This is a genomic window from Burkholderia vietnamiensis LMG 10929, assembly GCF_000959445.1.
GTDB lineage: Bacteria > Pseudomonadota > Gammaproteobacteria > Burkholderiales > Burkholderiaceae > Burkholderia > Burkholderia vietnamiensis.
The window spans coordinates 2,081,665-2,107,193 of record NZ_CP009631.1 but is presented as its reverse complement, the minus strand read 5'-3'; the positions used below and the strand labels follow the sequence as shown (position 1 = coordinate 2,107,193).

Annotated in this window: 23 protein-coding genes and 1 tRNA gene; 13 read left to right on the top strand and 11 right to left on the bottom strand. The window is 66.4% G+C overall.

The annotated features are described in order from the left end of the window. Window positions 1-69 precede the first annotated feature (69 nt). Window positions 70-267 carry a hypothetical protein gene (locus AK36_RS19630; protein ID WP_014723174.1) on the top strand — a complete coding sequence of 66 codons (198 nt, stop codon included), beginning with the start codon at window positions 70-72 and terminating at the stop codon, window positions 265-267. Window positions 268-327: 60 nt separating this feature from the next. On the opposite strand, the gene AK36_RS19625 is transcribed toward AK36_RS19630, so the two are convergent. The 5 genes from AK36_RS19625 to AK36_RS19605 form a co-directional block, all read right to left on the bottom strand. Beyond that, the gene (locus AK36_RS19625; protein ID WP_045579448.1) at window positions 328-543 is read right to left on the bottom strand and encodes a hypothetical protein; all 216 of its coding nucleotides are present in this window, start codon (window positions 541-543) and stop codon (window positions 328-330) included. A gap of 88 nt (window positions 544-631) precedes the next feature. Further along, the gene (locus tag AK36_RS19620; protein WP_034195337.1) at window positions 632-1,408 is read right to left on the bottom strand and encodes a DUF1828 domain-containing protein; all 777 of its coding nucleotides are present in this window, start codon (window positions 1,406-1,408) and stop codon (window positions 632-634) included. After that, window positions 1,405-1,860 (bottom strand): hypothetical protein, encoded by a 456-nt coding sequence (locus tag AK36_RS19615; RefSeq protein ID WP_045579000.1) that lies wholly within the window; start codon window positions 1,858-1,860, stop codon window positions 1,405-1,407. Before AK36_RS19615 ends, AK36_RS19620 begins: the two co-directional genes overlap by 4 nt. Window positions 1,861-1,926: 66 nt before the next feature. Then, complete coding sequence (locus AK36_RS19610; protein ID WP_045578999.1) at window positions 1,927-3,147, bottom strand: tyrosine-type recombinase/integrase; 1,221 nt, start codon at window positions 3,145-3,147, stop codon at window positions 1,927-1,929. 172 nt (window positions 3,148-3,319) lie between these two features. Next, window positions 3,320-3,406: transfer RNA gene (locus tag AK36_RS19605), tRNA-Leu, on the bottom strand. Between the two features lie 241 nt (window positions 3,407-3,647). On the opposite strand from AK36_RS19605, the gene hpnD reads away from it, so the two are divergent. Continuing rightward, entirely contained in the window at window positions 3,648-4,481 is an 834-nt protein-coding gene (gene hpnD / locus AK36_RS19600) for a presqualene diphosphate synthase HpnD (protein WP_045578998.1), read from the top strand. 10 nt (window positions 4,482-4,491) lie between these two features. Here the strand turns inward: hpnD and AK36_RS19595 are convergent, their stop codons facing one another. The 3 genes from AK36_RS19595 to AK36_RS19585 form a co-directional block, all read right to left on the bottom strand. Beyond that, on the bottom strand, window positions 4,492-5,700 hold the full coding sequence (locus tag AK36_RS19595) for a DUF1501 domain-containing protein (protein WP_034195334.1): 1,209 nt from the start codon (window positions 5,698-5,700) through the stop codon (window positions 4,492-4,494). A 67-nt stretch (window positions 5,701-5,767) separates the two neighbouring features. After that, window positions 5,768-7,270: a DUF1800 domain-containing protein gene (locus tag AK36_RS19590; protein WP_045578997.1), complete on the bottom strand. Its 1,503-nt coding sequence runs from the start codon at window positions 7,268-7,270 to the stop codon at window positions 5,768-5,770. Between the two features lie 120 nt (window positions 7,271-7,390). Further along, the gene (locus tag AK36_RS19585; protein WP_011885086.1) at window positions 7,391-7,666 is read right to left on the bottom strand and encodes a hypothetical protein; all 276 of its coding nucleotides are present in this window, start codon (window positions 7,664-7,666) and stop codon (window positions 7,391-7,393) included. A 257-nt stretch (window positions 7,667-7,923) separates the two neighbouring features. Between AK36_RS19585 and ompR the strand changes: the two genes are divergently transcribed. From ompR to AK36_RS19565, 4 genes are all read left to right on the top strand, one after another. Further along, complete coding sequence (ompR, locus tag AK36_RS19580; protein WP_004192636.1) at window positions 7,924-8,658, top strand: osmolarity response regulator transcription factor OmpR; 735 nt, start codon at window positions 7,924-7,926, stop codon at window positions 8,656-8,658. Window positions 8,659-8,698: 40 nt separating this feature from the next. Continuing rightward, on the top strand, window positions 8,699-10,060 hold the full coding sequence (locus tag AK36_RS19575; RefSeq protein ID WP_045578996.1) for an ATP-binding protein: 1,362 nt from the start codon (window positions 8,699-8,701) through the stop codon (window positions 10,058-10,060). A 189-nt stretch (window positions 10,061-10,249) separates the two neighbouring features. Further along, window positions 10,250-10,798 (top strand): peroxiredoxin, encoded by a 549-nt coding sequence (locus AK36_RS19570; protein ID WP_045578995.1) that lies wholly within the window; start codon window positions 10,250-10,252, stop codon window positions 10,796-10,798. Between the two features lie 76 nt (window positions 10,799-10,874). Next, complete coding sequence (locus AK36_RS19565) at window positions 10,875-11,402, top strand: carboxymuconolactone decarboxylase family protein (protein WP_045578994.1); 528 nt, start codon at window positions 10,875-10,877, stop codon at window positions 11,400-11,402. A gap of 132 nt (window positions 11,403-11,534) precedes the next feature. Here the strand turns inward: AK36_RS19565 and ispF are convergent, their stop codons facing one another. Together ispF and ispD are read right to left on the bottom strand one after the other, a co-directional pair. After that, complete coding sequence (ispF, locus tag AK36_RS19560; RefSeq protein WP_011885090.1) at window positions 11,535-12,011, bottom strand: 2-C-methyl-D-erythritol 2,4-cyclodiphosphate synthase; 477 nt, start codon at window positions 12,009-12,011, stop codon at window positions 11,535-11,537. A gap of 28 nt (window positions 12,012-12,039) precedes the next feature. Further along, window positions 12,040-12,750, bottom strand: coding sequence for a 2-C-methyl-D-erythritol 4-phosphate cytidylyltransferase (gene ispD, locus AK36_RS19555; RefSeq protein WP_011885091.1), 711 nt, complete (start codon window positions 12,748-12,750; stop codon window positions 12,040-12,042). 108 nt (window positions 12,751-12,858) lie between these two features. Between ispD and mfd the strand changes: the two genes are divergently transcribed. From mfd to AK36_RS19540, 3 genes are all read left to right on the top strand, one after another. Continuing rightward, window positions 12,859-16,314: a transcription-repair coupling factor gene (gene mfd / locus AK36_RS19550; RefSeq protein ID WP_011885092.1), complete on the top strand. Its 3,456-nt coding sequence runs from the start codon at window positions 12,859-12,861 to the stop codon at window positions 16,312-16,314. Window positions 16,315-16,432: 118 nt separating this feature from the next. Further along, window positions 16,433-17,653 carry an acetylornithine deacetylase gene (argE, locus tag AK36_RS19545; protein ID WP_045578993.1) on the top strand — a complete coding sequence of 407 codons (1,221 nt, stop codon included), beginning with the start codon at window positions 16,433-16,435 and terminating at the stop codon, window positions 17,651-17,653. Window positions 17,654-17,709: 56 nt separating this feature from the next. Continuing rightward, the gene (locus AK36_RS19540; protein ID WP_045578992.1) at window positions 17,710-18,729 is read left to right on the top strand and encodes a pyridoxal-phosphate dependent enzyme; all 1,020 of its coding nucleotides are present in this window, start codon (window positions 17,710-17,712) and stop codon (window positions 18,727-18,729) included. A gap of 410 nt (window positions 18,730-19,139) precedes the next feature. On the opposite strand, the gene AK36_RS19530 is transcribed toward AK36_RS19540, so the two are convergent. Then, complete coding sequence (locus AK36_RS19530) at window positions 19,140-21,665, bottom strand: penicillin-binding protein 1A (protein ID WP_045578990.1); 2,526 nt, start codon at window positions 21,663-21,665, stop codon at window positions 19,140-19,142. Window positions 21,666-22,103: 438 nt separating this feature from the next. Here AK36_RS19530 and AK36_RS19525 point away from each other — a divergent pair, with 438 nt between their 5' ends. The 4 genes from AK36_RS19525 to AK36_RS19510 all read left to right on the top strand — a co-directional run bounded on the left by AK36_RS19525 (window position 22,104) and on the right by AK36_RS19510 (window position 25,486). Then, window positions 22,104-22,784 (top strand): PspA/IM30 family protein, encoded by a 681-nt coding sequence (locus AK36_RS19525; RefSeq protein ID WP_011885096.1) that lies wholly within the window; start codon window positions 22,104-22,106, stop codon window positions 22,782-22,784. A gap of 75 nt (window positions 22,785-22,859) precedes the next feature. Continuing rightward, the gene (locus AK36_RS19520; RefSeq protein WP_041493965.1) at window positions 22,860-24,041 is read left to right on the top strand and encodes a tetratricopeptide repeat protein; all 1,182 of its coding nucleotides are present in this window, start codon (window positions 22,860-22,862) and stop codon (window positions 24,039-24,041) included. A gap of 224 nt (window positions 24,042-24,265) precedes the next feature. Next, on the top strand, window positions 24,266-24,697 hold the full coding sequence (gene mscL / locus AK36_RS19515; RefSeq protein ID WP_011885098.1) for a large conductance mechanosensitive channel protein MscL: 432 nt from the start codon (window positions 24,266-24,268) through the stop codon (window positions 24,695-24,697). 342 nt (window positions 24,698-25,039) lie between these two features. Further along, window positions 25,040-25,486, top strand: a complete 447-nt coding sequence (locus AK36_RS19510) for a hypothetical protein (protein WP_014723190.1) — start codon at window positions 25,040-25,042, stop codon at window positions 25,484-25,486. Window positions 25,487-25,529 lie beyond the last annotated feature (43 nt).

Here is a 25,529-nt window from a genome sequence, read left to right as displayed (position 1 = left end):
CGCTCCTTCACCTTTTCCGAGCGTACGGCCATCGAACACCTACGCTTTGATTATCACCGGGAGGAAGCCATGACCCCACACGACGTCATCACGATCTTCGAGCGGTTGAATGCCGAAGGACGGGCAGCGGTCGATCTGGACCACGCTTGTGCCGGTTTCGCTGGTTGGCTGGCGGCCACCTGGGATACATTGGGGGAAGAAGACATTGCGTTGCTGACATCGATCGGCGCAACGCTGTATCGCGAGGGCTACGGGCGGCGATACTAGCGAGCTATAGCGGCGGCATCGATATGAGACGTGCCAGGAGGCTGTGGCCCGGACCGGCGGTCAATGCTCGACGAACTGGCGCCACCGCGGATACTGCTCGAAGAATCGTTCGTCGACGAACGCCAAGTACAGGGTTGGCGACGAAGGGTTGGTTGTCTGCATCTGGGTGCCGACAGCCAGTTTAGGATCGACGCCGCTGGTGGCCGACCAAGCAGACAGATCGCCGTTGAATTCGAAGACGTCTTCGCGCGGGATGCGCAGTTTGATCGCAGGCATGGAGCACTCCGGGTCGCGTAACGGCATCATCATCACGCAGCCGGTCAGATGTGAAAAGCCCCGCTCGGGGGCGGGGCAGGAATCACGGTTAGTGACGAATTGGTGTCGCTGTTGATGCCGCGTGAATAAGGCGCCGCATTGGCCATGTTTCGGCATACTGACCAAGTACCGAAGCCTCTTTGTCAGCTTGATCGATCGATCCACGGTCGTCGATCACAACAATGATCGACATGTCAGCCGTTAGCGTCTTGCCACGAAGATCGACCAACTTGTAGAGCTCTGATGCGGCGGCTGCCGGATGCGCTGAAATGGCATCGATCTGAGTTTCACCTTGCATCAAGTCGAATCCGTACTCCTTCCCTGACATCCCACGTGCTCGAACAGTACTTTTCACAGCTGGTGTGTCCGGGTGAATCGCCGTCAAATACAACTGAGCCTCTTGCACGAGCCTGGATTGCTTATCCGCTAAATCGGTGCCAGCGTTTTCGTCGACCCAATCTGACACGTCCAACAACGCACTCACATAGCGAGCGAAGCCTGCCGGCATCTTCGAGTCCTGCACGTACGATTCAATCTCACCTGACTCGCTGACGAGCACATCGTACTTCGAAACCAGAGATCTTACAGACTGGTACTTTCTCGATTGAAACGACCGGATGCCTCTTCCCATCGCATGAAAAAGGGTTTCTTGCGAATCAAAGAATCTCACCATGCCATTAAGGTGTTCGGCATAGATGGTGAAGGGTGTCCCGTCAGAGAAGCCGAAGGGTGTATCGAGCGCCATGATGCCGCCGTCCTCGGCCGCCAGCGTCTCGCAGCCGAAGCCGAGCTTCCCGCAGATGTCTTGGCAAAGGTTCGTGGTCATAGCAATTGAAGAACATATGGGTCCGGCAACTCACCGGAGAGAGTCAGATTAGTCCTTGTGCAGAACAACTTCAAGGCGTCCTCGTAACTGTATTGCTGCCAAGCTGCGTCACCGGGAACCCGATCCCGCCCGATGTGTTCGTGGGACACTCGATGTGGATCCACCTTCTTCCGCCCATTCTGAAGAAGGTCAAGCTGATAGACGCGGCGCCTAGCCCTGAATTCCTGCTTGTAGATGATGAACAAGAAATGCGAGGAAGGCGGTCGCTGCCCATACTTCACGAGCAGGTCAGCCGTAACGCCCTGAATTCGCTTCCCGTCATGGTCCGTCACGCCGAAAGCACAGTTTGCGGTTCCCCAAAGCTCAGGAGACCAGTCCCACTCACCGGGATCGCCGAATTTTATGAGCGCGATAATCGCCCGCGCCTCGTCGCTCGGAAGGTCGTCAACCATTGTCGGTCGCTGTATGGATTCTTGTTTGACATCAGACAGAGTTACCCCGAGATCCCCGATCTCGGCTCATTGTGACGTAGCGCTGCCGGACGGCACCGGTTCACTCTCAACAATCGTACTGCGGCCCGCCAGATAGTCGCCCCACCACTGCATCATTTTCCGGCGTTCGGGCAGGTATTCGGCGTGATTGTACGCCGCCCGGACGCCGTCGCGCTCGCTGTGTGCGAGCTGGCGCTCGATCCAGTCTCGGTTGAAATTGTGCTCATTCAGGATAGTCGACGCGAGGCCCCGGAAGCCGTGCCCCGTCATCCGTGAGTGGTAGCCCATCCGGTACAGGGCGTACAGGATCGTGTTCTCGCTCATCGGTTTCTTGGAGCTCGACCGACTCGGGAACAGGAACTGGCTGTGGCCGTTCAGTTCGCGGAGTTTCGCGATCACCTCGAGGGCCTGCTTCGACAGCGGCACGATATGCGGCGTGCGCATCTTCATCTTCTCGCCCGGGATGCGCCACTCCTTCTTCTTCTCGTCGATCTCAATCCACTCAGCGAACCGCAGCTCGCTCGTACGAACGAACGTGAGCGCCATGAACTGCAGCGCCAGGCGCGTCTGCACGTCGCCGTCGTACGCGCTGATCTTCTGCATCAGCTCCGGCAGTTCGGCCTCGCTCACACGCTTCATGTGCACGACGGAACGGGGCTTCAGCGCGCCGCGGAGATCGGGAGCGGAGTCGCGCTCTGCCCGGCCGGTGGCAATGGCGTATCGGAAGATCTGGCTCGTTGCCTGAATAGTCTTGTGTGCGAGCTCGATCGCGTCGCGCGCCTCGATCTTCCGTATCACCGCCAACAGCTCGGGCGCCATAATCTCGGCGATCGGCCGCGCTCCGATCGCGGGAAACAGTTCGCGCTCGAGCAGCTTCATGATCCTGTCCGCGTGTCGCTCGCTCCATGCACCCTTCTTCTGCTGATGCCACTCCCGCGCGATCGGCTCGAATGAGTTCTCACGGTCCAGGCTGCGCTGAGCCTTCACGCGCTTCTTTTCGTGCGATGGATCGAGGCCGGCGCGCAATTGGTCCTTGATCTCATCACGAGCCTTCCGAGCAGCCAGCAAGGTGACCGCCGGATAGACCCCGAGGGCCATCCGTTTCTCCTTGCCGTCGATGCGATACTTCAACCGCCAGTACTTGGAGCCGTTGGGCATGATCTCGAGGTACATGCCCTGACCGTCGGCCAGCTTGTAGGACTTTTCGCGGGGCTTGGCCGCACGAACGGCGACATCGGTAAGGGGCATTTGAGCGCGGGGGCATTTCGATGCCCCTGATCAGAGAAAACTGCCCCCCTAAGATGCCCCTGTTTCGTGGGTGTCAACGAGAAACGCTGGGCGGCGCTGGCAACAAAAAGCCCCGCAAGTACTCGACTGGCGGGGCCTTTTAGCCAAACATGGGATTGCTTGGGAGTATATGTGGTGCGTGAGGCCGGACTCGAACCGGCACACCCTTGCGGGCGTCAGGACCTAAACCTGGTGCGTCTACCAATTTCGCCACTCACGCGCATTTCTGTCGCCCTGACCGCGCGGCACGCAAACATGCGTCTCGCACGCAGCCACGGATCCCGCGCCGGCTCGGAAACCGGCACGCCCGATCAGGCGAGCGCGAGATTCTACCCGATCTCCGCCGCGTTGTGTTGCCCGGCCGGCGCCTGCCGGACAGCGGTGCTAGAATGCCGCGCTCGACGTGTCGTCCAAGCGCCGCCGCGCGCATCCCCGAACCTGCCTCCGCCACGATCCCACCCGTGAATTTCGACGACTACTGCCAGCACAAGGCCGCCCCCGCGGGCTCCAGCGTCTACTACGCGCTGCGCCAGGCGCCGCGCGCCACCGAGCCGCGCCTCACCGCCCTGTTCGCGCTGCGCCGCGAACTCGAGGAAACCGTCAAGGAAATCAGCGACCCGACCGTGGGGCACACGAAGCTCGCGTGGTGGCACAAGGAACTCGCAGCGCTCGCCGCCGGCGAGCCCACCCATCCGGTCACGAAGTCGCTCGCGCAGCATCATCCGACGATCGCCGCCGAAACCGATGCGCTGCGCACGCTCGTCAACGGTTTCGGAATGGACCTCGAACAGGCGCGCTATCTCGACTTCGCCAATCTGCAGCGCTACATCGCGCAGGTCGGCGGCACGTTTGCGTCGCTGGTCGCACGCGCGAGCGCCGCGAATCCGGCCGACCCGCAATCGTGGGCCGCGGACGCCGGCCACGCACTGATGCTCGCGCAATTCGTGCAGGAACTCGGCAACGATGCGCGCCATGGCCGCATTTATCTGCCGATCGACGAGCTGCAACGCTACAACGTGACCGCGGCCGATCTGCTCAATCGTCGCTACAGCCCCGCCTTCACCGAGCTGCTGCAGTTTCAGACCAGCCGCGCACGCGCAGCGCTCACCGCCGCCGACGCAGCGATCCCCGCAGCGGAACGCCGCGCGCAGCGCACGCTGCGCGCGCAGGTCGCGCTGGCCGGCGCACTGCTCGACGAAATCGAACGCGACGGCTACCAGGTGCTGCATCAGCGCATCGCGCTGACGCCGATCCGCAAGCTGTGGATCGCGTGGCGCGCGGCGCGCCGCCACTGAGCCGCCGGCCTCACACCTTCAGCAGCGGCAGCGTGTCGAAGCGGGCCTGCAGCACGCGCGTCGCATCGAGTCCCCACCACGGCCCGAGCACGGTCGCGTAAAGCTGCCGGAAGTCGACCGCGACCGGCAGATTGCCATTGCCATCGAGCCGCGCGAGCGCGGGCGGCGCCCCATACAGCCCGCCCGCCACGCGGCCGCCCATCACGAAATGCGGCGCGGCCGTGCCGTGATCGGTGCCGTTGCTCTGGTTCTCGCGCACGCGCCGCCCGAATTCCGCATACGTCATCACGAGCGTCTGGTTCCAGCGTCCGAGTTCGAGCAACGCGCCGCGCATCGCGCTCATCCCTTGCGCGAACTGCTTGAGCAGCGCAGCGTGCTGGCCCGGCTGGTTCTGATGCGTATCGAAGCCGTTCAGCGTCAGGCGCAGCACCGCGACGCCATCCTGCGCGCCCGGTCCCGATGCCTCGCACGCGGCCAGCACCTGCATCGCGGTCTTCACCGACGTGCCGAACGCACCGGCCGGAAACGCGGTCCGGAACTCGCGCATCCCGCCGCGCGGACGCAGCCGGTCGGCGGCCTTCACGATGTCGTTCTCGACGTCGATGATGTGCGCGAGCGCCGGGTTCTGTTCGCGCAGCGACGACGGCTCGGCAAGCCGCGCCGCACGGATGAACTGCGCGGGATTGACGAGCGCGATCGCACGCGCGCCGTTCGCGAGCGGCCCCATCTCCGCGCTGCCGAGCACGACGCCGTCGGCTGCGAACCCGGGCGGCACCGGCGCCTGCGCGAAGGTACGGGTGAGCCAGCCCTCGCGCAGATACTGGTCGGCGCGCGATGCGGTATCCCAGATCTCGATCGAGCGGAAATGCGACAGGTTCGGCTGCGGATAACCGACGCCCTGCACGATGGCGAGCTGCCCGTCGTGCCACAGCGGCATCAGCGGCGCGAGCGCAGGATGCAGCCCCGTCTGCGCATCGAGCTGCAGCGCCTGATCGCGCTTGACGCCGATGCTGCGACGAAACTGGTAGTAGAGCGGGTCCGCGTACGGCACCACCGTGTTCAGCCCGTCGTTGCCACCCTTCAGCTCGACGAGGATCAACACGTTCGCATACGCGCCCTGCCGCCCCGGCGCGGCCGCAGCCAGCGCAGGCACTTGCCACAGCGACACGCCGGCCGCAGCCGCGGCGCCGGTCAGCGTCAGAAAATCACGTCGGTTCATCGCACGTCCTTTTGCTCGCCGTCGCGCATTCTGGACGCGCCGGCGTTGCACTTCATCGTCGGTTGAATCATTTCAGTTGGTAGGCCGGGTCCATCAGCAGCGCCTCGAGATACGCGCTACCGGTCGAGTCCGTGTCGATCGCAGCGACCGGTGAAAGCTGCAGCACCGCGTGCTGCAACTGCAGTTCGGTCGACAGCCCGGCGATCGCCTGCGGTCGCGCACGAAACTGCACGAGCCAGCGTTCGAGGTCGAACCGCAAGCCGCCGCGCGCGGGCTTCGCCGACGCCGCACGCATCCCGCCGGCGGCAGACGCCGCATCGATCAGCTGCAGCGCATGGGCGCGCGCCGCCGATGCCTGCGCGATCGCGTGCGCCGGCGCGCGCATGCCGGCCGTCTCCGTCGCGCGAAACAGTTGCTCGACGAACTGCTTGCGCGCGAGCAGCGTGGTGCTGTTGATCCACGTCGCACCACCGGGCCAGCCCTTCACGTTGGGCGGATAGAATAGGTTCTGACCGAGCGTGCGCACGGTGTTGGCAAGCATCTGCGGGTCGCCGTACGCGACGTCGAACAGCCGCACCGTCCCGACGACGAACTCGACCGGCGACTTCACGAGCACGCCACGATTGCGCGGATCCCAGAACGCATCGGTCGACCATAGCGCGGCGAGCGCCGCGCGGATCTCATAGCCGCTCGCGCGAAACCGTTCGGCCACGCCGTCGAGCGCGGCCGCATCGGGCGTATCGGATACGAACTCGCGCCACAGCTTGCCCGCGATGAAGCGCGCGGTGCCAGGACGCGCCAGCAGGATGTCGAGAAACGCGTCGCCGTCGAACGCGCCGGTCTCGCCGAGGATCGTCTTCTCGCCCGTATCGTGCCAGTCCGGCCGCACCACGAAGCCGAGCGTATCGGGATCGACGCTCCAGCCGGTCAGCGCACGCGCGGCTTCGGTCACGTCGTGCTGCGTGTAGCGGCCTTCGCCGAGCGTGAACAGCTCCATCACCTCGCGCGCGAAATTCTCGTTCGGGCGCCCCTTGCGGTTGCTCACGCCGTCGAGATACTGCAGCATCGCCGGGTCCTTCGCGACCGCATGCAGCAGCGTGCCGAAATTGCCGAGCGCCTCGCGGCGAAACAGCGCATTCTGCACGGCCATCGTCTGCGGATACGGGACCTTGTCCTGCCCCGACGTGAAGTGGCCGTGCCAGAACAGCGTCATGCGTTCGGTGAGCGGCGACGGCGTCGCGACCATCTCGTTGACCCACGCCGCGCGCAGCGCATCGTAGCGGCGGTTGCGTTCGCGCTGCTCGTCGCGCCGCAGCTCGGGCGTCAGCGCCTGACGCTGCGCGCGGGTCGGCGGCGGCTCGGCGAGCCAGTCGGGCCAGGTCGTCACGGGGTCGCGGCGCACGTTGCCGAGCGTGTCGGCGACGGCTTGCGCGCGCGTGATGCCGACGAGGCGTGCGACGTCGGCGGGTGCGGGGGAAAAGCCGGTACGGCTCAAGAAGAACAGCGCATCGTCGGCGTCGAGCGGCGCCTGCATCGCAGGCGATGTCGGTGCGGCAGCGTTCGCTTTCATCGTCGGGGGCTCCCGGAGCGCACCGGCGGTGCGGATGCCGGTACAACGGCAGCACCGACGCGCACGTTGACGGGGAAATTGCTACGGAATCTTTCCGTGACCGCGCAACGCATGCGCGGATCAGCGCTTGTACAACTCGCGGACGGCGTCCTCGATGTGCTGGCGCAGCAGGTGGCGCTCCTCGGGAGTCATGTGCCCGTCGCGGCGGCGCTGTTCGAGATCGGGAGGCACGGCGGAACGGCCGGTGGAATCGGCCGCGTGGTCGGACTGCGCTTTGCCCCGCGACAGCTTGCGCGACGATGCGCCCTGCTCGGGGCGCTGCGCATACGCGACGTTCGACGCATATGGACCGGCGAGCGCGATCGTCAGCATCAGTGCAATCCGGGCAGATCGCATGACCGTCCTCGCTTCTTTGGTCGATTTGTTCGCTTCGTCACGCGGCAACCGGTTACCTCTGGTACTTGAAAAACCCTGCGAATTCGGGCGTACAAAGATGAAAGATGGAGTGCAGGGGAGTATCTACCGAATTTCGGCTTCGAGTAAAGGAATCTCTATAGCCTGCCTTTACTCCGTGCGACACTACGGGTAAATTTTGTAACCGACTGTAACGCGCGAAAATACGCAAGCGTGCGTCATTTCCCATTCGCGATAAGATGCCGCTCATGGAAACGAAAAACCCCTCCAAGATTCTCGTCGTCGACGACGACCCGCGCCTGCGCGATCTGCTGCGCCGCTATCTCGGCGAGCAGGGTTTCAACGTATACGTCGCTGAGAACGCGACGGCGATGAACAAGCTCTGGGTGCGCGAGCGTTTCGATCTGCTCGTGCTCGACCTGATGCTGCCCGGCGAAGACGGCCTGTCGATCTGCCGCCGGCTGCGCGGCAGCAACGACCGCACGCCGATCATCATGCTCACCGCGAAGGGCGAAGACGTCGATCGCATCGTCGGGCTCGAGATGGGCGCCGACGATTACCTGCCGAAGCCGTTCAACCCGCGCGAGCTCGTCGCGCGCATTCACGCGGTGCTGCGCCGTCAGGCGCCGGCCGAGTTGCCGGGCGCGCCGTCGGAAACCACCGAGGTGTTCGAGTTCGGCGAGTTCTCGCTGAACCTCGCGACGCGCACGCTGACGAAGTCCGGCCAGGAGATCCCGCTCACGACCGGCGAGTTCTCGGTGCTGAAGGTGTTCGCGCGCCATCCGCGCCAGCCGCTGTCGCGCGAGAAGCTGATGGAACTCGCGCGCGGCCGTGAATACGAAGTCTTCGATCGCAGCCTCGACGTGCAGATCTCGCGCCTGCGCAAGCTGATCGAGCCGGACCCGGGCAGCCCGCGTTTCATCCAGACCGTCTGGGGCCTCGGCTACGTGTTCATCCCCGACGGCGCGGCCTGATCGCCTTTCTTCCGGTTTCGCCCCGCCTACGGCCCGTCCCATGCGTATCGACCGGCGCCTCCTGCAGCTCGCGTTCGGCGGGCTGTTCTGGCGCACCTTCCTGCTGATCGCGCTGCTGATCTCGGTCAGCCTCGCCGCGTGGTTCCAGAGCTTTCGCGTGATCGAGCGGGAGCCGCGCGCGCAGCGCGTCGCGCTCCAGCTCGTCGCGGTCGTGAAGCTCACGCGCACCGCCCTGCTCTATTCCGATCCCGACTTGCGGCGTGCGCTGCTGCAGGACCTCGAGAGCAACGAGGGCGTGCGCGTCTATCCGCGGGAAAAGACCGACAAGTTCAAGCTGCAGCCCGACGAATCGCTGAACCGGCTGATCGAACACGACATCCGTAGCCGCCTCGGCGACGACACCGTGATCGCGCAGTCGGTCAACGACATTCCCGGCGTGTGGATCAGCTTCAAGATCGACGACGACGACTACTGGGTCGCACTCGATCGCGATCAGCTCGACAACGTGACCGGCCTGCAGTGGGCCGGCTGGGGCCTGTTCGCGCTGGCGCTGTCGCTGTTCGGCTCGGCCTTCATCACGAGCCTCGTGAACCGGCCGTTCTCGCGGCTCGCGCTCGCCGCGCGTCAGGTCGGCTCGGGCCAGGCGCCAGAGCCGCTGCCCGAGCGCGGGATGGGCGTCGCGGCCGACACGAACCGCAGCTTCAACCAGATGGTGCGCGACCTCGAACAGCTCGAGGCAGACCGCGCGCTGATGCTCGCGGGCATCTCGCACGACCTGCGCACGCCGCTCGCGCGGCTGCGGCTCGAAACCGAGATGAGCCCGTCCGATCAGGCGACCAAGGACGCGATGGTCGACGACATCGAGCAGATGGACCGCATCATCGCGGCCTTCATCGACTATGCGCGCCCGGCCCAGCGCAAGCCGGAGCCGGTGGACCTGTCGTCGATCGCGCACGAGGTCGCCGCGCGCGTGTCCAACGAGGACGGCGTCCAGATCCGCACGCGGCTCGCGCCGAGCGCCGTAATCGAAGCCGACGAAACCGACATGCGCCGCGTGATCGGCAACCTCGTCGAGAACGCGCGCAAATACGGCCAGAGCCGCGACGACGGCATCTCGCGCATCACGCTCGAAACGCGCGTCACGCATACGCGCGTCGAGCTGTCGGTGAGCGACGAAGGCCCGGGCATCCCGGAAGACCAGCTGCCGCTCGTGATGCGCCCGTTCTACCGCGTCGACACCGCGCGCACCAAGGCGGACGGCACGGGGCTCGGGATGGCGATCGTGCTGCGGCTGGTCGGCCGCTATCGCGGCGCGCTGCGGCTGCGCAACCGCAGCCCCGAGGCAGGCCTCGAGGTCTCGCTCGAATTCCCCGCCGCCGGCAAGGCACGCGCGACCGCATGACGCGTGTACGCACGTTTCGTGCGCGCCACACTATCGCCGCAGTTGAAAAAAACTATGGCGTTTGTTAGTCAAAATCTATTGAATGGCTTTATTAATAGTGCTATAGTCTGCCCTATGCTGTCACAACGACGTTGCAGCACCGAGGTAGCTTGACTCAGTCTTCTTCCCAACACATACAGGAGTATCCGCATGAAAACCGTGGGCGATAAACTCGAAGCTTTCACCGTCGTAGCCGCGAAGCCGGGCTTCAACAATCATGAGGAAAACGGCCAGTCGGCGTTCGAAACCGTCACCGAAACGTCGTTCCCGGGCAAGTGGAAGATCATCTACTTCTATCCGAAGGACTTCACGTTCGTGTGCCCGACGGAAATCGTCGAATTCGCGAAGCTGGCGAAGCAGTTCGAAGAACGCGACGCCGTGCTGCTCGGCGGCAGCTCGGACAACGAATTCGTCAAGCTCGCATGGCGCCGTGAGCACAAGGATCTCGACAAGCTGAACCACTACTCGTTCGGCGACGTCAAGGGCGAACTGATCGACCAGCTCGGCGTCCGCGACAAGGAAGCTGGCGTCGCACTGCGCGCCACGTTCATCGTCGATCCGGACAACACGATCCAGCACGTGTCGGTGAACAACCTGAACGTCGGCCGCAACCCGGAAGAAGTCTTGCGCATTCTGGACGGCCTGCAAACGGACGAACTGTGCCCGTGCAACCGCGCAGTCGGCGGCGCAACGCTGTAAGCGCATCGATGCTCGAAGCCCGCGGCGCACGTGCTGCCTGCGGGCTTTTTTAACGGCCAACCCATAGGAGATATCAATGGAATTCATCGACTCGATTAAGGCGCACATCCCCGACTACGCGAAAGACATTCGCCTGAACCTCGATGGCACGATCTCGCGTTCGTCGCTGGAGGGCAACGATGCGGTCGGCGTCGCGCTGGCGGCGGCGTTCGCGGCGAAGAGCACGGTGCTCGTCAAGACGATCCGCGAAGCCGGCGTGCTGTCGCCCGAAGAGACGAACGCGGCGCTGACCGCGGCCGCGCTGATGGGGATGAACAACACCTGGTATCCGTATGTCGAGATGGCCGACGACGCCGACCTGAAGACGCAGCGCGCCGAGCTGCGGATGGGCGCGTATGCGTCGCACGGCGGCGTCGACAAGCGTCGCTTCGAGATGTATGCGCTCGCCGCGTCGATCGTCGGCAAGTGCCACTTCTGCGTGCAGTCGCACTATGCGCTGCTGAAGAACGAGCAAGGCATGACGACGACGCAGCTGCGCGACGTCGGCCGCATCGCGTCGGTGATCAACGCCGCCGCGCAGGTAATCGCCGCCGAAGGCGCATAAGCGCGCGGGCCGCAGCGGCCCGCCCCGCAAAACGACAAATGCCACGCATCAGCGTGGCATTTGTCATTCGGGCGGCACATGCGGCACACCGCACGCCGGATCGAACCGGCCTGCGACGCGCACGCGCAACCGCTACTTCACCAGCAGCGCGGCCGCCTGCGCCTCGATGCCGTCGCCGCGGCCGAGATAGCCGAGCTTCTCGTTGGTCTTCGCCTTCACGTTCACGCGTTCGAGCGGCAAGCCGAGGTCGGCCGCGATGTTCGCGCGCATGCCGTCGATGTGCGGCGCGAGCTTCGGCGCCTGCGCGATCACGGTGCTGTCGACGTTCTGGATCGTGAAGCCGGCCGCCTTCACGCGCGCCGCGCATTCGCGCAGCAGCACGCGGCTGTCCGCGCCCTTGAAGGCGGCGTCGGTGTCGGAGAAATGGCGGCCGATGTCGCCGAGCGCCGCCGCGCCGAACAGCGCGTCGGTGATCGCGTGCAGCAGCACGTCCGCATCCGAGTGGCCGAGCAGCCCGCGCTCGTACGGAATCGTCACGCCGCCGATGATGAGCGGGCGCCCCGGGACGAGCTGATGCACGTCGTAGCCTTGTCCGATTCTGAAATCCATGCGTGTTCCGGTTGAGATGAAGTGAAAGTCAGGAGGCGTGCGCGGGAGCCGCGAGAATCGCTTCCGCGAGCGCGAAGTCTTCCGGGTACGTGACCTTGAAGTTGCGCAGGCTGCCCTGCACGACGCGCGGCGTATGGCCCGCCCATTCGATCGCGCTCGCCTCGTCGGTCAGGTCGTGCCCTTCGCGCTGCGCGCGCAGGATGGCGTCGCGCAGCATGCCGATGCGAAACATCTGTGGCGTCTGCGCCTGCCACAGCGCGTCGCGCGACTCGGTGCGCGCGATCGCGTCGCCGCCCGTCGGCACGCGCTTGAGCGTATCGGCGACCGGCAGCGCGAGGATGCCGCCCACCGGATCGTCCTTCAGCGTCGCGACCAGCGTGCGGATCAGCGTCGGCGTGATGCCGGGGCGCGCGGCGTCATGCACGAGCACCCAGTCCTGGTCGGTCGCGCCGAACTCGGCGAGCCCGAGCAGCCCGTTGAGTACCGACGCCTGACGCGAGCCGCCGCCGCAGCGGCGCACCGCGAAGCGCAGGCCCGCGAAGCGGCGTGCGTCGAAATGGGTATCGTCGGGCGCGAGCACGACGAGCGTCTGGGCGAACTCGCTGCAGGCGTCGAACGCGGCGAGCGTGTAATGGAGAAGCGCGCGACCGGCCAGCGTGCGGTATTGCTTCGGCACGGCCGAACCGGAGCGGCTGCCCGTGCCGGCGCAGGGAATCAGGGCAAAAAGTCGGGGTGTCACGAACGGAGAACGCCGGAAAGGTGAAATCGAGAAGCGGATTTTATAATAGGTCTTTCGTCTCGACCGGCGCACCGCGCTGCGCCCGTGCCCGCCACCCCTGCCGTCCCTATGCCAGACACCGCTACCAACCCGTTCGCCTCGCCCGTCGCCCGCGTCAAACCGGGCCAGCGCTTCATCTTCGACGGCGCGCACGGCTCCGCAGACGCACTCGCCATCGCCCGCTATCTTGCCGAGAACCGCGACGCGGTCCCGCTCCTCGCGGTGATCTGCGCGAATGCGGTCGACGCACAGCGGCTGTCGCAGGAGCTGCGCTACTTCTCGCCGGATGCGCGCGTACGCCTGCTGCCGGACTGGGAGACGCTGCCGTACGACACGTTCTCGCCGCACCAGGATCTCGTCTCCGAGCGGCTCGCGACGCTGCACGACCTCGGCGAGGGCCGCTGCGACATCCTGCTGGTGCCCGCGACCACCGCGCTGTACCGGATGCCGCCCGCGTCGTTCATGGCCGCCTACACGTTCGCGTTCGCGCAGGGCGAGCGGCTCGACGAGGCGAAGCTGAAAGCGCAGCTAACGCTCGCCGGCTACGAGCACGTGAGCCAGGTCGTGCGGCCCGGCGAATACTGCGTGCGCGGCTCGCTGATCGACCTGTATCCGATGGGCTCGCCGCTGCCGTACCGGATCGACCTGTTCGACGATCAGGTCGACTCGATCCGCGCGTTCGATCCCGATACGCAGCGCAGCCTGTACCCGGTGCGCGACGTGCGCCTGCTGCCCGGCCGCGAATTTCCGTTCGACGAGGCCGCACGCACGGCGTTCCGCAGCCGCTGGCGCGAGACCTTCGAAGGCGATCCGAGCCGCGCGCCGATCTACAAGGACATCGGCAACGGCGTCCCGTCGGCCGGCATCGAGTATTACCTGCCGCTGTTCTTCGACGAGACGGCCACGCTGTTTCACTACCTGCCGCAGGCCGCGCATCTGGTGTTCACCGGCGACCTCGAGGCGTCGATCCGCCGCTTCACCGCCGATACGAAGCAACGCCACGCGTTCCTCGCGCACGATCGCGAACGGCCGATCCTCGAGCCGCAGCGGCTGTTCCTGTCGGACGAGGATTTCTTCGCGTTCGCAAAACCGTTCGCGCGCGTCGTGCTGCCCGCGCAGCCGGCCGGCGGCTGGGCGACGGCGCTGCCCGAGCTGACGGTCGACCGCCATGCCGACGATCCGCTCGCCGCGCTGCGCACGTTCGTCGAGTCGTCGGGCAAGCGCGTGCTGCTGACGGTCGAATCGGCCGGCCGCCGCGAAACGATCCTGCAACTGCTCGCCGAGCATCGGCTGCGCCCCACGTCGAACGACCACTTCGCGGGCTGGCTCGACAGCGACGCGCCGTTCGCGCTCGGCGTCGCGCCGCTCGCCAGCGGCTTCGCGGTGCCGGCCGAAGGCTACGCGATCGTCACCGAAACCGAGCTGTACGGCGCGCTCGGCCGCCGCGCGGGGCGCCGGCGCCAGGAACAGGCGAGCAACGTCGACGCGATGGTGCGCGACCTGTCGGAGCTGAAGGTCGGCGATCCGGTCGTCCATGCGCAACACGGGATCGGCCGCTACATGGGCCTCGTGTCGATGGATCTCGGCGAAGGCGAGACGGAATTCCTGCATCTCGAATACGCGGGCGACAGCAAGCTCTACGTGCCGGTCGCGCAACTGCACGTGATCTCGCGCTACAGCGGCGCCGATCCCGACAGCGCACCGCTGCACGCGCTCGGTTCGGGCCAGTGGGAACGCGCGAAGCGCAAGGCGGCGCAGCAGATCCGCGACACGGCCGCCGAGCTGCTGAACCTGTACGCGCGCCGCGCCGCGCGCGAAGGCCACGCGTTCGCGCTCGATCCGCGCGACTACGTGAAGTTCGCGGAGAGCTTCGGTTTCGAGGAAACGCCAGACCAGGCGGCCGCGATCGCCGCCGTGATCGGCGACATGACGAGCGGCAAGCCGATGGACCGCCTCGTGTGCGGCGACGTCGGCTTCGGCAAGACCGAGGTCGCGCTGCGCGCGGCGTTCATCGCGGTGATGGGCGGCAAGCAGGTCGCGCTGCTGTCGCCGACCACGCTGCTCGCCGAGCAGCACACGCAGACCTTCGCCGACCGCTTCGCCGACTGGCCGGTGCGCATCGTCGAGCTGTCGCGCTTCAAGACCGCGAAGGAAGTCAATGCGGCGATCGCGCAGATCAACGAAGGCAGCGTCGACATCGTGATCGGCACGCACAAGCTGCTGTCGTCCGACGTGCAGTTCAAGCGCCTGGGCCTCGTGATCATCGACGAGGAGCATCGCTTCGGCGTACGTCAGAAGGAAGCGCTGAAGGCGCTGCGCGCGGAGGTCGACGTGCTGACGCTCACCGCGACGCCGATCCCGCGCACGCTCGGCATGGCGCTCGAAGGGCTGCGCGACTTCTCGGTGATCGCGACCGCGCCGCAGAAGCGGCTCGCGATCAAGACCTTCGTGCGGCGCGAGGAAGAAAGCGTGATCCGCGAGGCGATGCTGCGCGAACTGAAGCGCGGCGGCCAGGTGTACTTCCTGCACAACGAGGTCGAGACGATCGAGAACCGCAAGGCGATGCTCGAGGCACTGGTGCCCGAGGCGCGCATCGTGATCGCGCACGGCCAGATGCACGAGCGCGAGCTCGAGCGCGTGATGCGCGATTTCGTCGCGCAGCGCGCGAACGTCCTGCTCTGCACGACGATCATCGAGACCGGCATCGACGTGCCGAGCGCGAACACGATCATCATGCACCGCGCCGACAAGTTCGGCCTCGCGCAGCTTCACCAGCTGCGCGGCCGCGTCGGCCGCTCGCACCACCAGGCTTATGCGTACCTGCTGGTGCACGATCCGCAGTCGCTGACCAAGCAGGCGCAGCGCCGGCTCGAGGCGATCCAGCAGATGGAGGAGCTCGGCTCGGGCTTCTATCTGGCGATGCACGACCTCGAGATCCGCGGCACCGGCGAGGTGCTCGGCGACAAGCAGTCGGGCGAGATCCACGAGATCGGCTTTCAGCTGTACACCGACATGCTGAACGACGCGGTGAAGGCGCTGAAGAACGGCAAGGAGCCGGACCTCACCGCCCCGCTCGCCGCGACGACCGAGATCAACCTGCATGCGCCCGCGATCCTGCCGGCCGACTACTGCGCGGACGTGCAGGAGCGCTTGTCGCTCTACAAGCGGCTGGCGAACTGCGAGCACGGCGATGCGATCGACGGCATCCAGGAAGAGCTGATCGACCGCTTCGGCAAGCTGCCGCCGCAGGCGCAGGCGCTCGTCGAGACGCACCGGCTGCGGCTCGCCGCGAAGCCGCTCGGCATCGTCAAGATCGACGCGAGCGAGGTCGCGATCGGGCTGCAGTTCGAGCCGAACCCGCCGATCGATCCGATGCGCATCATCGAGATGGTGCAGAAGCATCGGCACATCAAGCTCGCCGGGCAGGACAAGCTGCGCATCGAGACGCGCTCGCCGGATCTGGCGATCCGCGTGTCGACGATCAAGGAGACGCTGCGCGCGCTCGCGCCGAGCGCCGCACGCTGAGCGGCGGCACGCACGCACCAGGCACCACGCACGCGATGCTGCGCCGCATCGCGTGCGGCAAAGGCGGCGCGACGCGTTTTTGAGTATGATTTTCCCATTCCTCAGACGGAGTTTTGCCATGTCCATCCTCGACGCGCCGGCACCTTCCGCCGCCGATCAACCCGACGCGTCGCTCGTCAGCCTGCCGTCGATCGAGCGGCTGGTGTCGATGGACACGACGAGCCGCGTGCCGAACCTCGGCCTGATCGAAACGGTGCGCGACGCGCTCGCCGCGAGCGGCATCGAGTCGACGCTCACGCACGACGCGCGCGACGGCTGGGCGAATCTGTTCGCCACGGTGCCCGCGCACGACGGCTCGACCGATGGCGGCATCGTGCTGTCGGGTCACACCGACGTCGTGCCGGTCGACGGCCAGCAGTGGGACAGCGACCCGTTCGCGCCGCAGCTGCGCGACGGCCGCCTGTACGGCCGCGGCACTTGCGACATGAAGGGCTTCATCGGCGCGGCGCTCGCGCTGCTGCCCGAGATGCAGGCAGCCAGGCTCGCGAAGCCGATCCACTTCGCGCTGTCCTACGACGAGGAAATCGGCTGCGCCGGCGCGCCGCTGTTGATCGCCGATCTGGTCAAGCGCGGCGTGAAGCCGTCGGGCTGCATCGTCGGCGAGCCGACCAGCATGCGCCCGATCATCGCGCACAAGGGCATCAACGCATACCGTTGCTGCGTGCGCGGCCATGCGGCGCACTCGTCGCTGACGCCGAAGGGGCTGAACGCGATCGAGTACGCGGCGCGCCTGATCTGCCACATCCGCGACCTCGCGGAGCGCTTCCGCGCCGAAGGGCCGTTCGACGCGCTGTACGACGTGCCGTTCACGACCGCGCAGACGAGCACGATCCAGGGCGGCAACGCGATCAACACGGTGCCGGCCGAATGCCGGTTCGACTTCGAGTTCCGCAACCTGCCGACGCTCGATCCCGAGCAGATCTTCGCGCGCATCGAAGCGTATGCGCAGGAAACGCTGCTGCCGCAGATGCGCCGCGAGCATCCGAACGCCGCCATCGAGTTCTCGAAGATCGCCGCCGCGCCGGGCCTCGACGCGACCGAGCAGGCCGCGATCACGCAGCTCGTGCGCGCGCTCACGGCCGATCAGGACAAGCGCAAGGTCGCGTACGGCACCGAGGCCGGCCTGTTCGAACGCGCGGGCATTCCGAGCATCGTGTGCGGGCCCGGCAACATCGAGCAGGCGCACAAGCCGAACGAATACGTCGAGCTCGCGCAGCTCGCCGCGTGCGAGCAGTTCCTGCGCAAGTTCATCCGCAGCATGTCGGTCGACGCGCACTGACCGCCCGCGCCGGCCTGCGCATGCGGGCCGGCCCCACTCTCCCCATCCGCCACGTCATGTCGACTGAATCAACGGGCCCGGCCCATACGACGATCGACGGCGAGCCGATTCCGACGCTCGACGAAATCGCCGCGCAGCATTTCGCGTTGTCGCCCTGGGTCGCGCGCACGCCGGTATTCGAACGCGCCGATCTGCCGACGCTCGAAGGTACGCACGTCAACTTCAAGTTCGAGCTGCTGCAGGCGAGCGGCAGCTTCAAGGCGCGCGGCGCGTTCACGCACGTGCTCGCGCTCGACGAAGCGCGCAAGAACGCCGGCGTCACCTGCGTGTCGGCCGGCAATCATGCGGCGGCCGTCGCATATGCGGCGATGCGGCTCGGCAGCAGCGCCAAGGTCGTGATGCCCCATTCCGCGAGCCCGGCGCGCATCGCGCAGTGCCGCGCGTATCGCGCGGAAGTCGTGCTGGCCGGCAGCGCGTCGCAGGCATTCGACCTCGTGCGGCGCGTCGAGGCCGAGGAAGGCCGCTTCTTCATCCATCCGTTCAACGGCTATCGCACGATTCTCGGCACGGCGACGCTCGGCTACGAATGGGCGACGCAGACGCCCGACCTCGATGCGGTGATCGTGCCGATCGGCGGCGGCGGGCTCGCGGCCGGCATGGCCACCGCATTGCGCCTCGCGAATCCGCGCGTGCACGTGTACGGCGTCGAGCCCGAAGGCGCCGACGCGATGTGCCGCAGCTTCGCGGCGAACCACACGATCAAGATGGGCGCGATGCAGAGCATCGCCGATTCGCTGATGGCGCCGCACACCGAGGAATACAGCTATCAGCTGTGCCGGCGTCACGTCGACCGGATCGTCACCGTGTCGGACGACGCGCTGCGCGCGGCGATGCTGTTCCTGTTCTCGCATCTGAAGCTGGCGGTCGAGCCCGCGTGCGCGGCCGCGCTCGCGGGGCTGCTCGGCCCGCTGCGCGAAACGCTGCAGGGCAAGCGGGTCGGCGTGCTGCTGCCGGGCACGAACACCGATCCGGCCACGCTCGGCATGCATCTCGCGCACGCGCAGCTGCAGCGCTGAACCCGCTCGCGACGCTCAGGGTTATCCCCAGTTTTTGTTGACAGCCCTGTTGATAACCCGCCGCACCTCTCCGCAAGTGGTTGAGCGCGCAGCGTTTTACGTGCTCGCACGGGGCCGGACGCAAAATAGGCAGATGGGGCCGGCGAACGCGATCCATCGGCGCTTTGCGCGCCGCACCCCACCCTTCGTGATCCCGATCATCGCCGTCCCCTGCATCGCGGCGATCCGCCACGCGTAGCGCGGGCGATTCCTCACACGAACGATCGAACCATCGGCGTGCGTGTCGCGCCGGCATCCGGCATCCGGCATCCGGTCGCGCTCGGGTTCGCGATCGCCGTCGACGCGCGGCCGCACGCAAACGAAACGGGCGCCCGAAGGCGCCCGTTGCAGTCGACACGTCAGTGTTCCGCTTACTTGCTTTCGAACATGTCCATGATCTGCTGCTTCTCCTGCTGCGTGACGGGCGGCGGCGCGAGCCCCGCCGCACCGGCCGAGCCGAGTGCGTCGTTCGCGCTGATCGCGTTCTCGGCCGGGTTGATGTCGACGCTCGCCACGAAGCCGTTGCCCGGCGTGCGGTCGGCGTAATACAGCTCGCCGTCGATCGTCGTCAGCCCGTCGGGCATCGGCATCTGCTGCTCGGGCACGCCGTTCAGCGCGGTGCGCATGTAGTTCACCCAGATCGGCAACGCGAGCTGCGCGCCGAATTCGCGGCTGCCGAGGCTCTTCGGCTGATCGAAGCCCATCCACGCGACCGCGACGAGCGACTGTTGATAGCCGGCGAACCAGCCGTCCTTCGCATCGTTGGTCGTACCCGTCTTGCCCTGCAGGTCGCTGCGGCCGAGCGCGTTGGTGCCCGCGCCGGTGCCGGCCGTCGCGACCGAATGCAGCAGGCTGTTCATCACGTACGCGTTGCGGCCTTCGATCGTGCGCGGCGCCGTGCTGCCCGCGACCGCCGGCTGCGACTTCTGCAGCGGCTGGCCGCGCGCGTCGTCGACTTCGGCGATCAGATACGGATCGACCTTGTAGCCGCCGTTCGCGAACACGGCGTAGCCGGTCGCGAGCTGCAACGGCGTGACGAGCCCGGCGCCGAGCGCCATCGGCAGGTACGGCGGCGTCTTCGCCGGATCGAAGCCGAAGCGCTGCGTCACGTACTGCTGCGCGTACTGCGTGCCGATCGACGCGAGGATGCGGATCGACACGAGGTTCTTCGAGCGCTGCAGCGCGGTGCGCATCGACATCGGGCCGTCCGGCTGATCGTCGTCCTTCGGCTCCCACGCGGTGCCGCCCGGCACGCTCGGCGGGAAGTACAGCGGCGCATCGTTGATGATCGTCGCCGGCCCCATGCCCTTGTCGAGCGATGCCGAATAAATGAACGGCTTGAACGACGAGCCCGGCTGGCGCCACGCCTGCGTCACGTGGTTGAACTTGCTCTTGTTGAAGTCGAAGCCGCCGACCAGCGAACGGATCGCACCGTCCTGCGGCGCGATCGCGACGAGCGCGCCTTCGACCTGCGGCAGCTGCACGACCTGCCAGCCCGTCTTGCCGTCCTTCAGCACGCGCACGATCGAGCCCGGCTTGATCCGCAGCGTCGCGTTGGCGCGCGGGCTCAGCGCGGCGGACACGAAGCGCAGGCCGGCCGGCCCGATCGTCGTGGTCGCGCCGCCGACGAACTGCACTTCGACCGCATTCGGCGACGCCGACAGCACCACGGCCGATTGCAGATCGCCGTTGTCGGGGTGATCGGCGAGCGCGTCGTCGACCGCCTCGTCGCGATCGTCGCCGGCGGCCGGCAGATTGATCGACCCTTCCGGCCCGCGATAGCCGTGGCGGCGCTCGTAGTCGAGAATGCCGCGCCGCACGGCCTGATAGGCCGCTTCCTGATCGGCCGCGTTGATCGTCGTGGTGACGGTCAGCCCGCGCGTATAGGTTTCATCCTTGTACTGCTCGTACATCATCTGCCGCACCATCTCGGCGACGTATTCGCCGTGCACCGCGTACTGGTTGCCCGGCGTGCGCACGTGGATCTCCTCCTTCACGGCCTGGTCGTACTGCGGCTGCGTGATGTAGCCGATTTCGAGCATGCGCTTGAGGATGTATTCCTGACGCACCTTCGCGCGCTTCGGATTGACGACCGGGTTGTACGCGGACGGCGCCTTCGGCAGCCCTGCGAGCATCGCCGCCTCGGCGAGCGTGATGTCCTTCAGGTCCTTGCCGAAGTACACGCGCGCGGCAGCCGCGAAACCGTACGAGCGCTGGCCCAGATAGATCTGGTTCATGTACAGCTCGAGGATCTGGTCCTTCGTCAGCGCGCGCTCGATCTTGTACGCGAGCAGCATCTCGTAGATCTTGCGCGTGTAGGTCTTCTCGCTCGACAGGAAGAAGTTGCGCGCGACCTGCATCGTGATCGTGCTCGCGCCCTGGCGCGCGCCGCCGTGCAGCAGGTCGGCCACGCCCGCGCGCAGGATGCCGAGGAAATCGACGCCGCCGTGTTCGTAGAAGCGGTAGTCCTCGATCGCGAGCACCGCCTTCTTCATCACGTCGGGGATGTCCTGGAAGCGCACGAGACTGCGGCGCTCCTCACCGAACTCGCCGAGCAGCACGTGATCGGCGGAATACACGCGCAGCGGCACCTTCGGCTGGTAGTTGGTCAGCGCGTCGAGCGACGGCAGCTGCGGCGCCATCACGACGAGCGCATAGCCGACGATCAGCGCGCCGACGATCGCGAGCGTCGCGAACAGGCCGACGAACCACAGCGCGACGCGCGAGCCGAACGAGCGACGCCCGTCGCCGTCGCGGCCGCCGCCGCGGCGCGATGCGCGACGGGCGTCGTCGGGCTCGTCGTCATCGGGGTAATAGGCTCCCGACGGCGAACGGCGCAGCGAGTAGTGAGGTTCTTTCCGATCGGAGGAGGAAGACGGTCGTTTGATGATTGGCATGTCGGAATGGCGGGCGAACGTGGCGCCCTCGGACGCATGCGGATAGGCAAGCGGATGAATCAGAGTGGGTGCATCGTGGCACTGTCACGTCGACAGACCGCGTGGCGCAGCGATCCGTTCCCGCGACGTGACAGCGCATTTTAATGAAATCGACCGGTTGACTTCGCGATTTTTTGTAAAAATTCCCGCACTGCGGCGAATTGCGGAACGTATTCGCCGCAGGCTGCGCCTATCATGGTCGCGCAGCGCGCTGCGCGCCGCGCCGTTGCTTTCAATCGCGAAAGCATCGAATCGACGCGACCCGCAGCGCTTGAACTCGCGCAATTAAGCCGTATTTAAGCGGGCGGCGGTGTAATATCCGCCGGCTCACGCGGGTCGGAACCGATTCGCGACGGGCGTTGCCGCTCACGCGGCACCTTTCAAACCACGGAGGATTTCATGTCGCTTTTCGACTCTGTTTCGCGCACGATCAAGGGCCTGCTGAACGACGCGGCCGATTCGGTACAGGATCCGTCGCGCGACGCACGGCAGATCGTGCGGGAGCTCGACGACAGCATCGGCCGTGCCGAGAATTCGCTGATCGAAATCGAGGCACAGGTCGCGACCCAGCGCAGCAAGCGCGATGCGGCCGACGACAAGGTGAAGAAGTACGAGGACGGCGCGAAGCGCGCGCTGCAGGCCGGCGACGAAGCGCTCGCGCGCGAGGCGCTCGCCGCGCAGGCGAACGCGGAAGCCGAGCGCGACGCGCTCGCGGCCGAGCTGACCACGCTCGAACCGTCGGTCGACAAGCTGAAGGGGCAGATCGCCGACATGCGGGCGCGCCGCAACGATCTGAACGCCCGCTCGAACATCCTGCAGGCAAAGCAGGAAATCGCGCAGGCGAAGGATGTCGCGGCGAGCGCCCTGGGCGGCATCGGCGGCAAGAACCTGTCGGAAGACTTCCAGAAGCTCGAGGACAAGGTCGCGCTGCAGAATGCGCGTTCGGACGCACGCCTGAACTCGGCCGACACGTCGAGCGGCAAGGCGCTCGACGACAAGCTCGCCGCATTGAACAAGGGCCCGTCGGTCGAAGACCGCCTCGCGGCGCTGAAGAAACAGCTCGACACGCCCGCGCAGTAACGGCACGCGCGCCGCGGGCCGAGCGTCCGCGGCGCGCACCGATCCAGGAGGCGGGCAAGAATGCCCGGTTCGATCATGAAGAAATCCCTCGCCGCACTCGGCCTCTCGCTGATGCTGCTGTCGTCCGCCGCGTTTGCGGTCCCGTCGCTGCAACAGGTCGAGCAGTCGATCGCCCAGCGCGACTGGCAACGCGCCGACACGCAGTTGTCGCAAGTCATCGACGCCCATCCGAACAACGCGCACGCGCGCTATCTGTACGCGCAGGTGCTCGACCGCGAAGGCCGCGCGTCCGACGCGCTCGCCCAGTTGCAGCAGGCCAGGACGCTCGATCCGCAACTGCGCTTCACCGACGCGTCGCGCTTCGCGCAAACCGAAGCGCGCATCCGTGCCGATGCCGGACGTACGCGCGCCACCACGCCTGCCGCGCCGCAAGCCGGCTCGTTGCAGCCCTCGGTCGCGCCAGTCGCGCCGGTGGCGCCGCCCGCGAAACACGGACCGTCCGCCGGCATGTGGATCGTGCTGGGCCTGCTCGTCGCGATCATTGCGCTGGTGCTGCGCTGGACGCTGCGCCGCGCGCGCTCCGCGGGCGACAGCCGCGCCGACGACGAACGGCGCACGCAGCTGAAGCGCGCCACCGACGTGCTGAACGACATCCGTCCGCTGAAACTCGACGCGAAGCTGTCGACGGCGCCCGGCGCCGCCGCGCTCACCGGCGAGCTCGAAGGCATCGAAACCGATGCGCGCGCACTGGTCGAAGCGCTGTCGAGCGGCAAGAGCCCGGTGCCGCCCTATCGGATCGACGAACTCGAACAGCGGCATGCGAGCGTGAAGGCTCGCGTCGAAGGCCGTCCCGATCCGAGCGCGCCGCCGGCCGCGCCCGCGAACGGCAGCGGCTCCGTGTATGCGCAGGAAGCCGATCGCGTGACCGGCATGCAGGGCCAGCCGTATCAGCAACAACCATACCCGCAGCAACCGTACCCGCCCCAGCAGCCGCCCGTCGTGGTGCAGCAAGGCGGCGGTTTCGGCGGCGGCATGGGCGGGCTGCTGACCGGCGTGCTGCTCGGCGAAGCGATGTCCGGCGGACGCGAGCGCGTGGTCGAGCGCGACGTGATCGTCGACGATCAGCGCCGCCGCCCCGACAACAACGATGCGGGCTTCGACCTCGGCCGCGGCGACAACACCGACTGGAGCGACGGCAACGGCGGCGGTGTCGATCTCGGCGGCAACGACGACGGCTGGACCGACGACAACAGTTGAGCGTTCCCGTCGACACCTCGCACGACGCCCGCCTGCGCGCCTTCCCGCATCGAAGTGCGCGCGCCCATCGATTTGTTAATCATCTCAAGATGGGCTACCGACAATGGGGCACGTTCGCTATCATGCGGCCATCGGCGTGCCTCCGATACCCCACCGATCAGACGCTTCGCAGCCCTGCGCGTCGCGGCACGCCTGTCCCCGCCCCAACCAGGAGAAAGCCGCTCATGAGCATAATCAAGGAATTCAAGGAGTTCGCCGTCAAAGGCAACGTGATGGATCTCGCCGTCGGCGTGATCATCGGCGGCGCGTTCTCGAAGATCGTCGACTCGGTCGTGAAGGACCTCATCATGCCGGTGATCGGCGTGCTGACCGGCGGTCTGGATTTCTCGAACAAATTCATTCTGCTCGGCACCATCCCGCCGTCGTTCAAGGGTAATCCCGATTCGTTCAAGGACCTGCAGGCCGCGGGCGTCGCCGCATTCGGCTACGGCTCGTTCATCACCGTGGCGATCAATTTCGTGATCCTTGCGTTCATCATTTTCCTGATGGTGAAATTCATCAACAAGCTGCGCAAGCCCGCCGAAGCCGCTCCGGCCGCGACGCCCGAAGACGTGCTGCTGCTGCGCGAGATCCGCGATTCGCTGAAGCAGCGCTGAGCGCCGCACCACGCCGGCTCACGCCGCGTCATGCCGTATCTGCCAGGCCCGCCACGTGCGGGCCTTTTTCATCGGCGCGGCACGCCTCGCACTTTTTTGTGACGCGCGAATGCACGCGCGCGAAAAGCAGGTCTATGATGGAGACTAAACGACAGTACGGGCGCCAAGACGCTGGCTGTGTCGATCATCGTGGCAAGCGGGTCGACGGGAGACATTGATCGTCGTACCTCACGAATGCAGCATTTTCGTGTGCTATAAAGGATCGACATGCGGCGTACATAGCCGGGAGTGGGTCGCATGAAAGTGCCGCATTTCTTGCAATTGTTTTTGAGGCGAGTGTTTATGTCCTTCCCGAAAAAACGTCGACGCGCGCAACAGGATGGCCACGAGTCGTTCCTCGCGGTATTGCGCCATTCGAAGCCGTTCGCGCAACTCGACACCAAGATTGCCCGCGCCCGTGCGCAGGACGAGCCCGTCCTCTATGCCCACGTGCTGCCCGGCCTCGACGTGCTCCTGTGCAGCGTGCGCGGCGCACACCCGCCCTATCCGGCCATTGCCGAGCTCCGCAAGCGCTGCATCGAATCGATCGCCAACGCACTCGAACAGCCGCTCGACGGTCTCGAGAACGGCGGCTATTGGTACGAGGCAAACGGCTTCGGCTTCCTCGTGTTCGCGAGCCGCGCCCGCACGCGCATCCTGCCCGAGTTTGGTGCGGGCACGAAGGCGAGCCTGCGCGGCGGGCTCGGACGCCAGAACGCCGGCGACACGACGCCGCGCTCGCTCGGCTGAACCGCCACAGCAAGATGGGCCGCCCGAGGGCGGCCCATCTGCC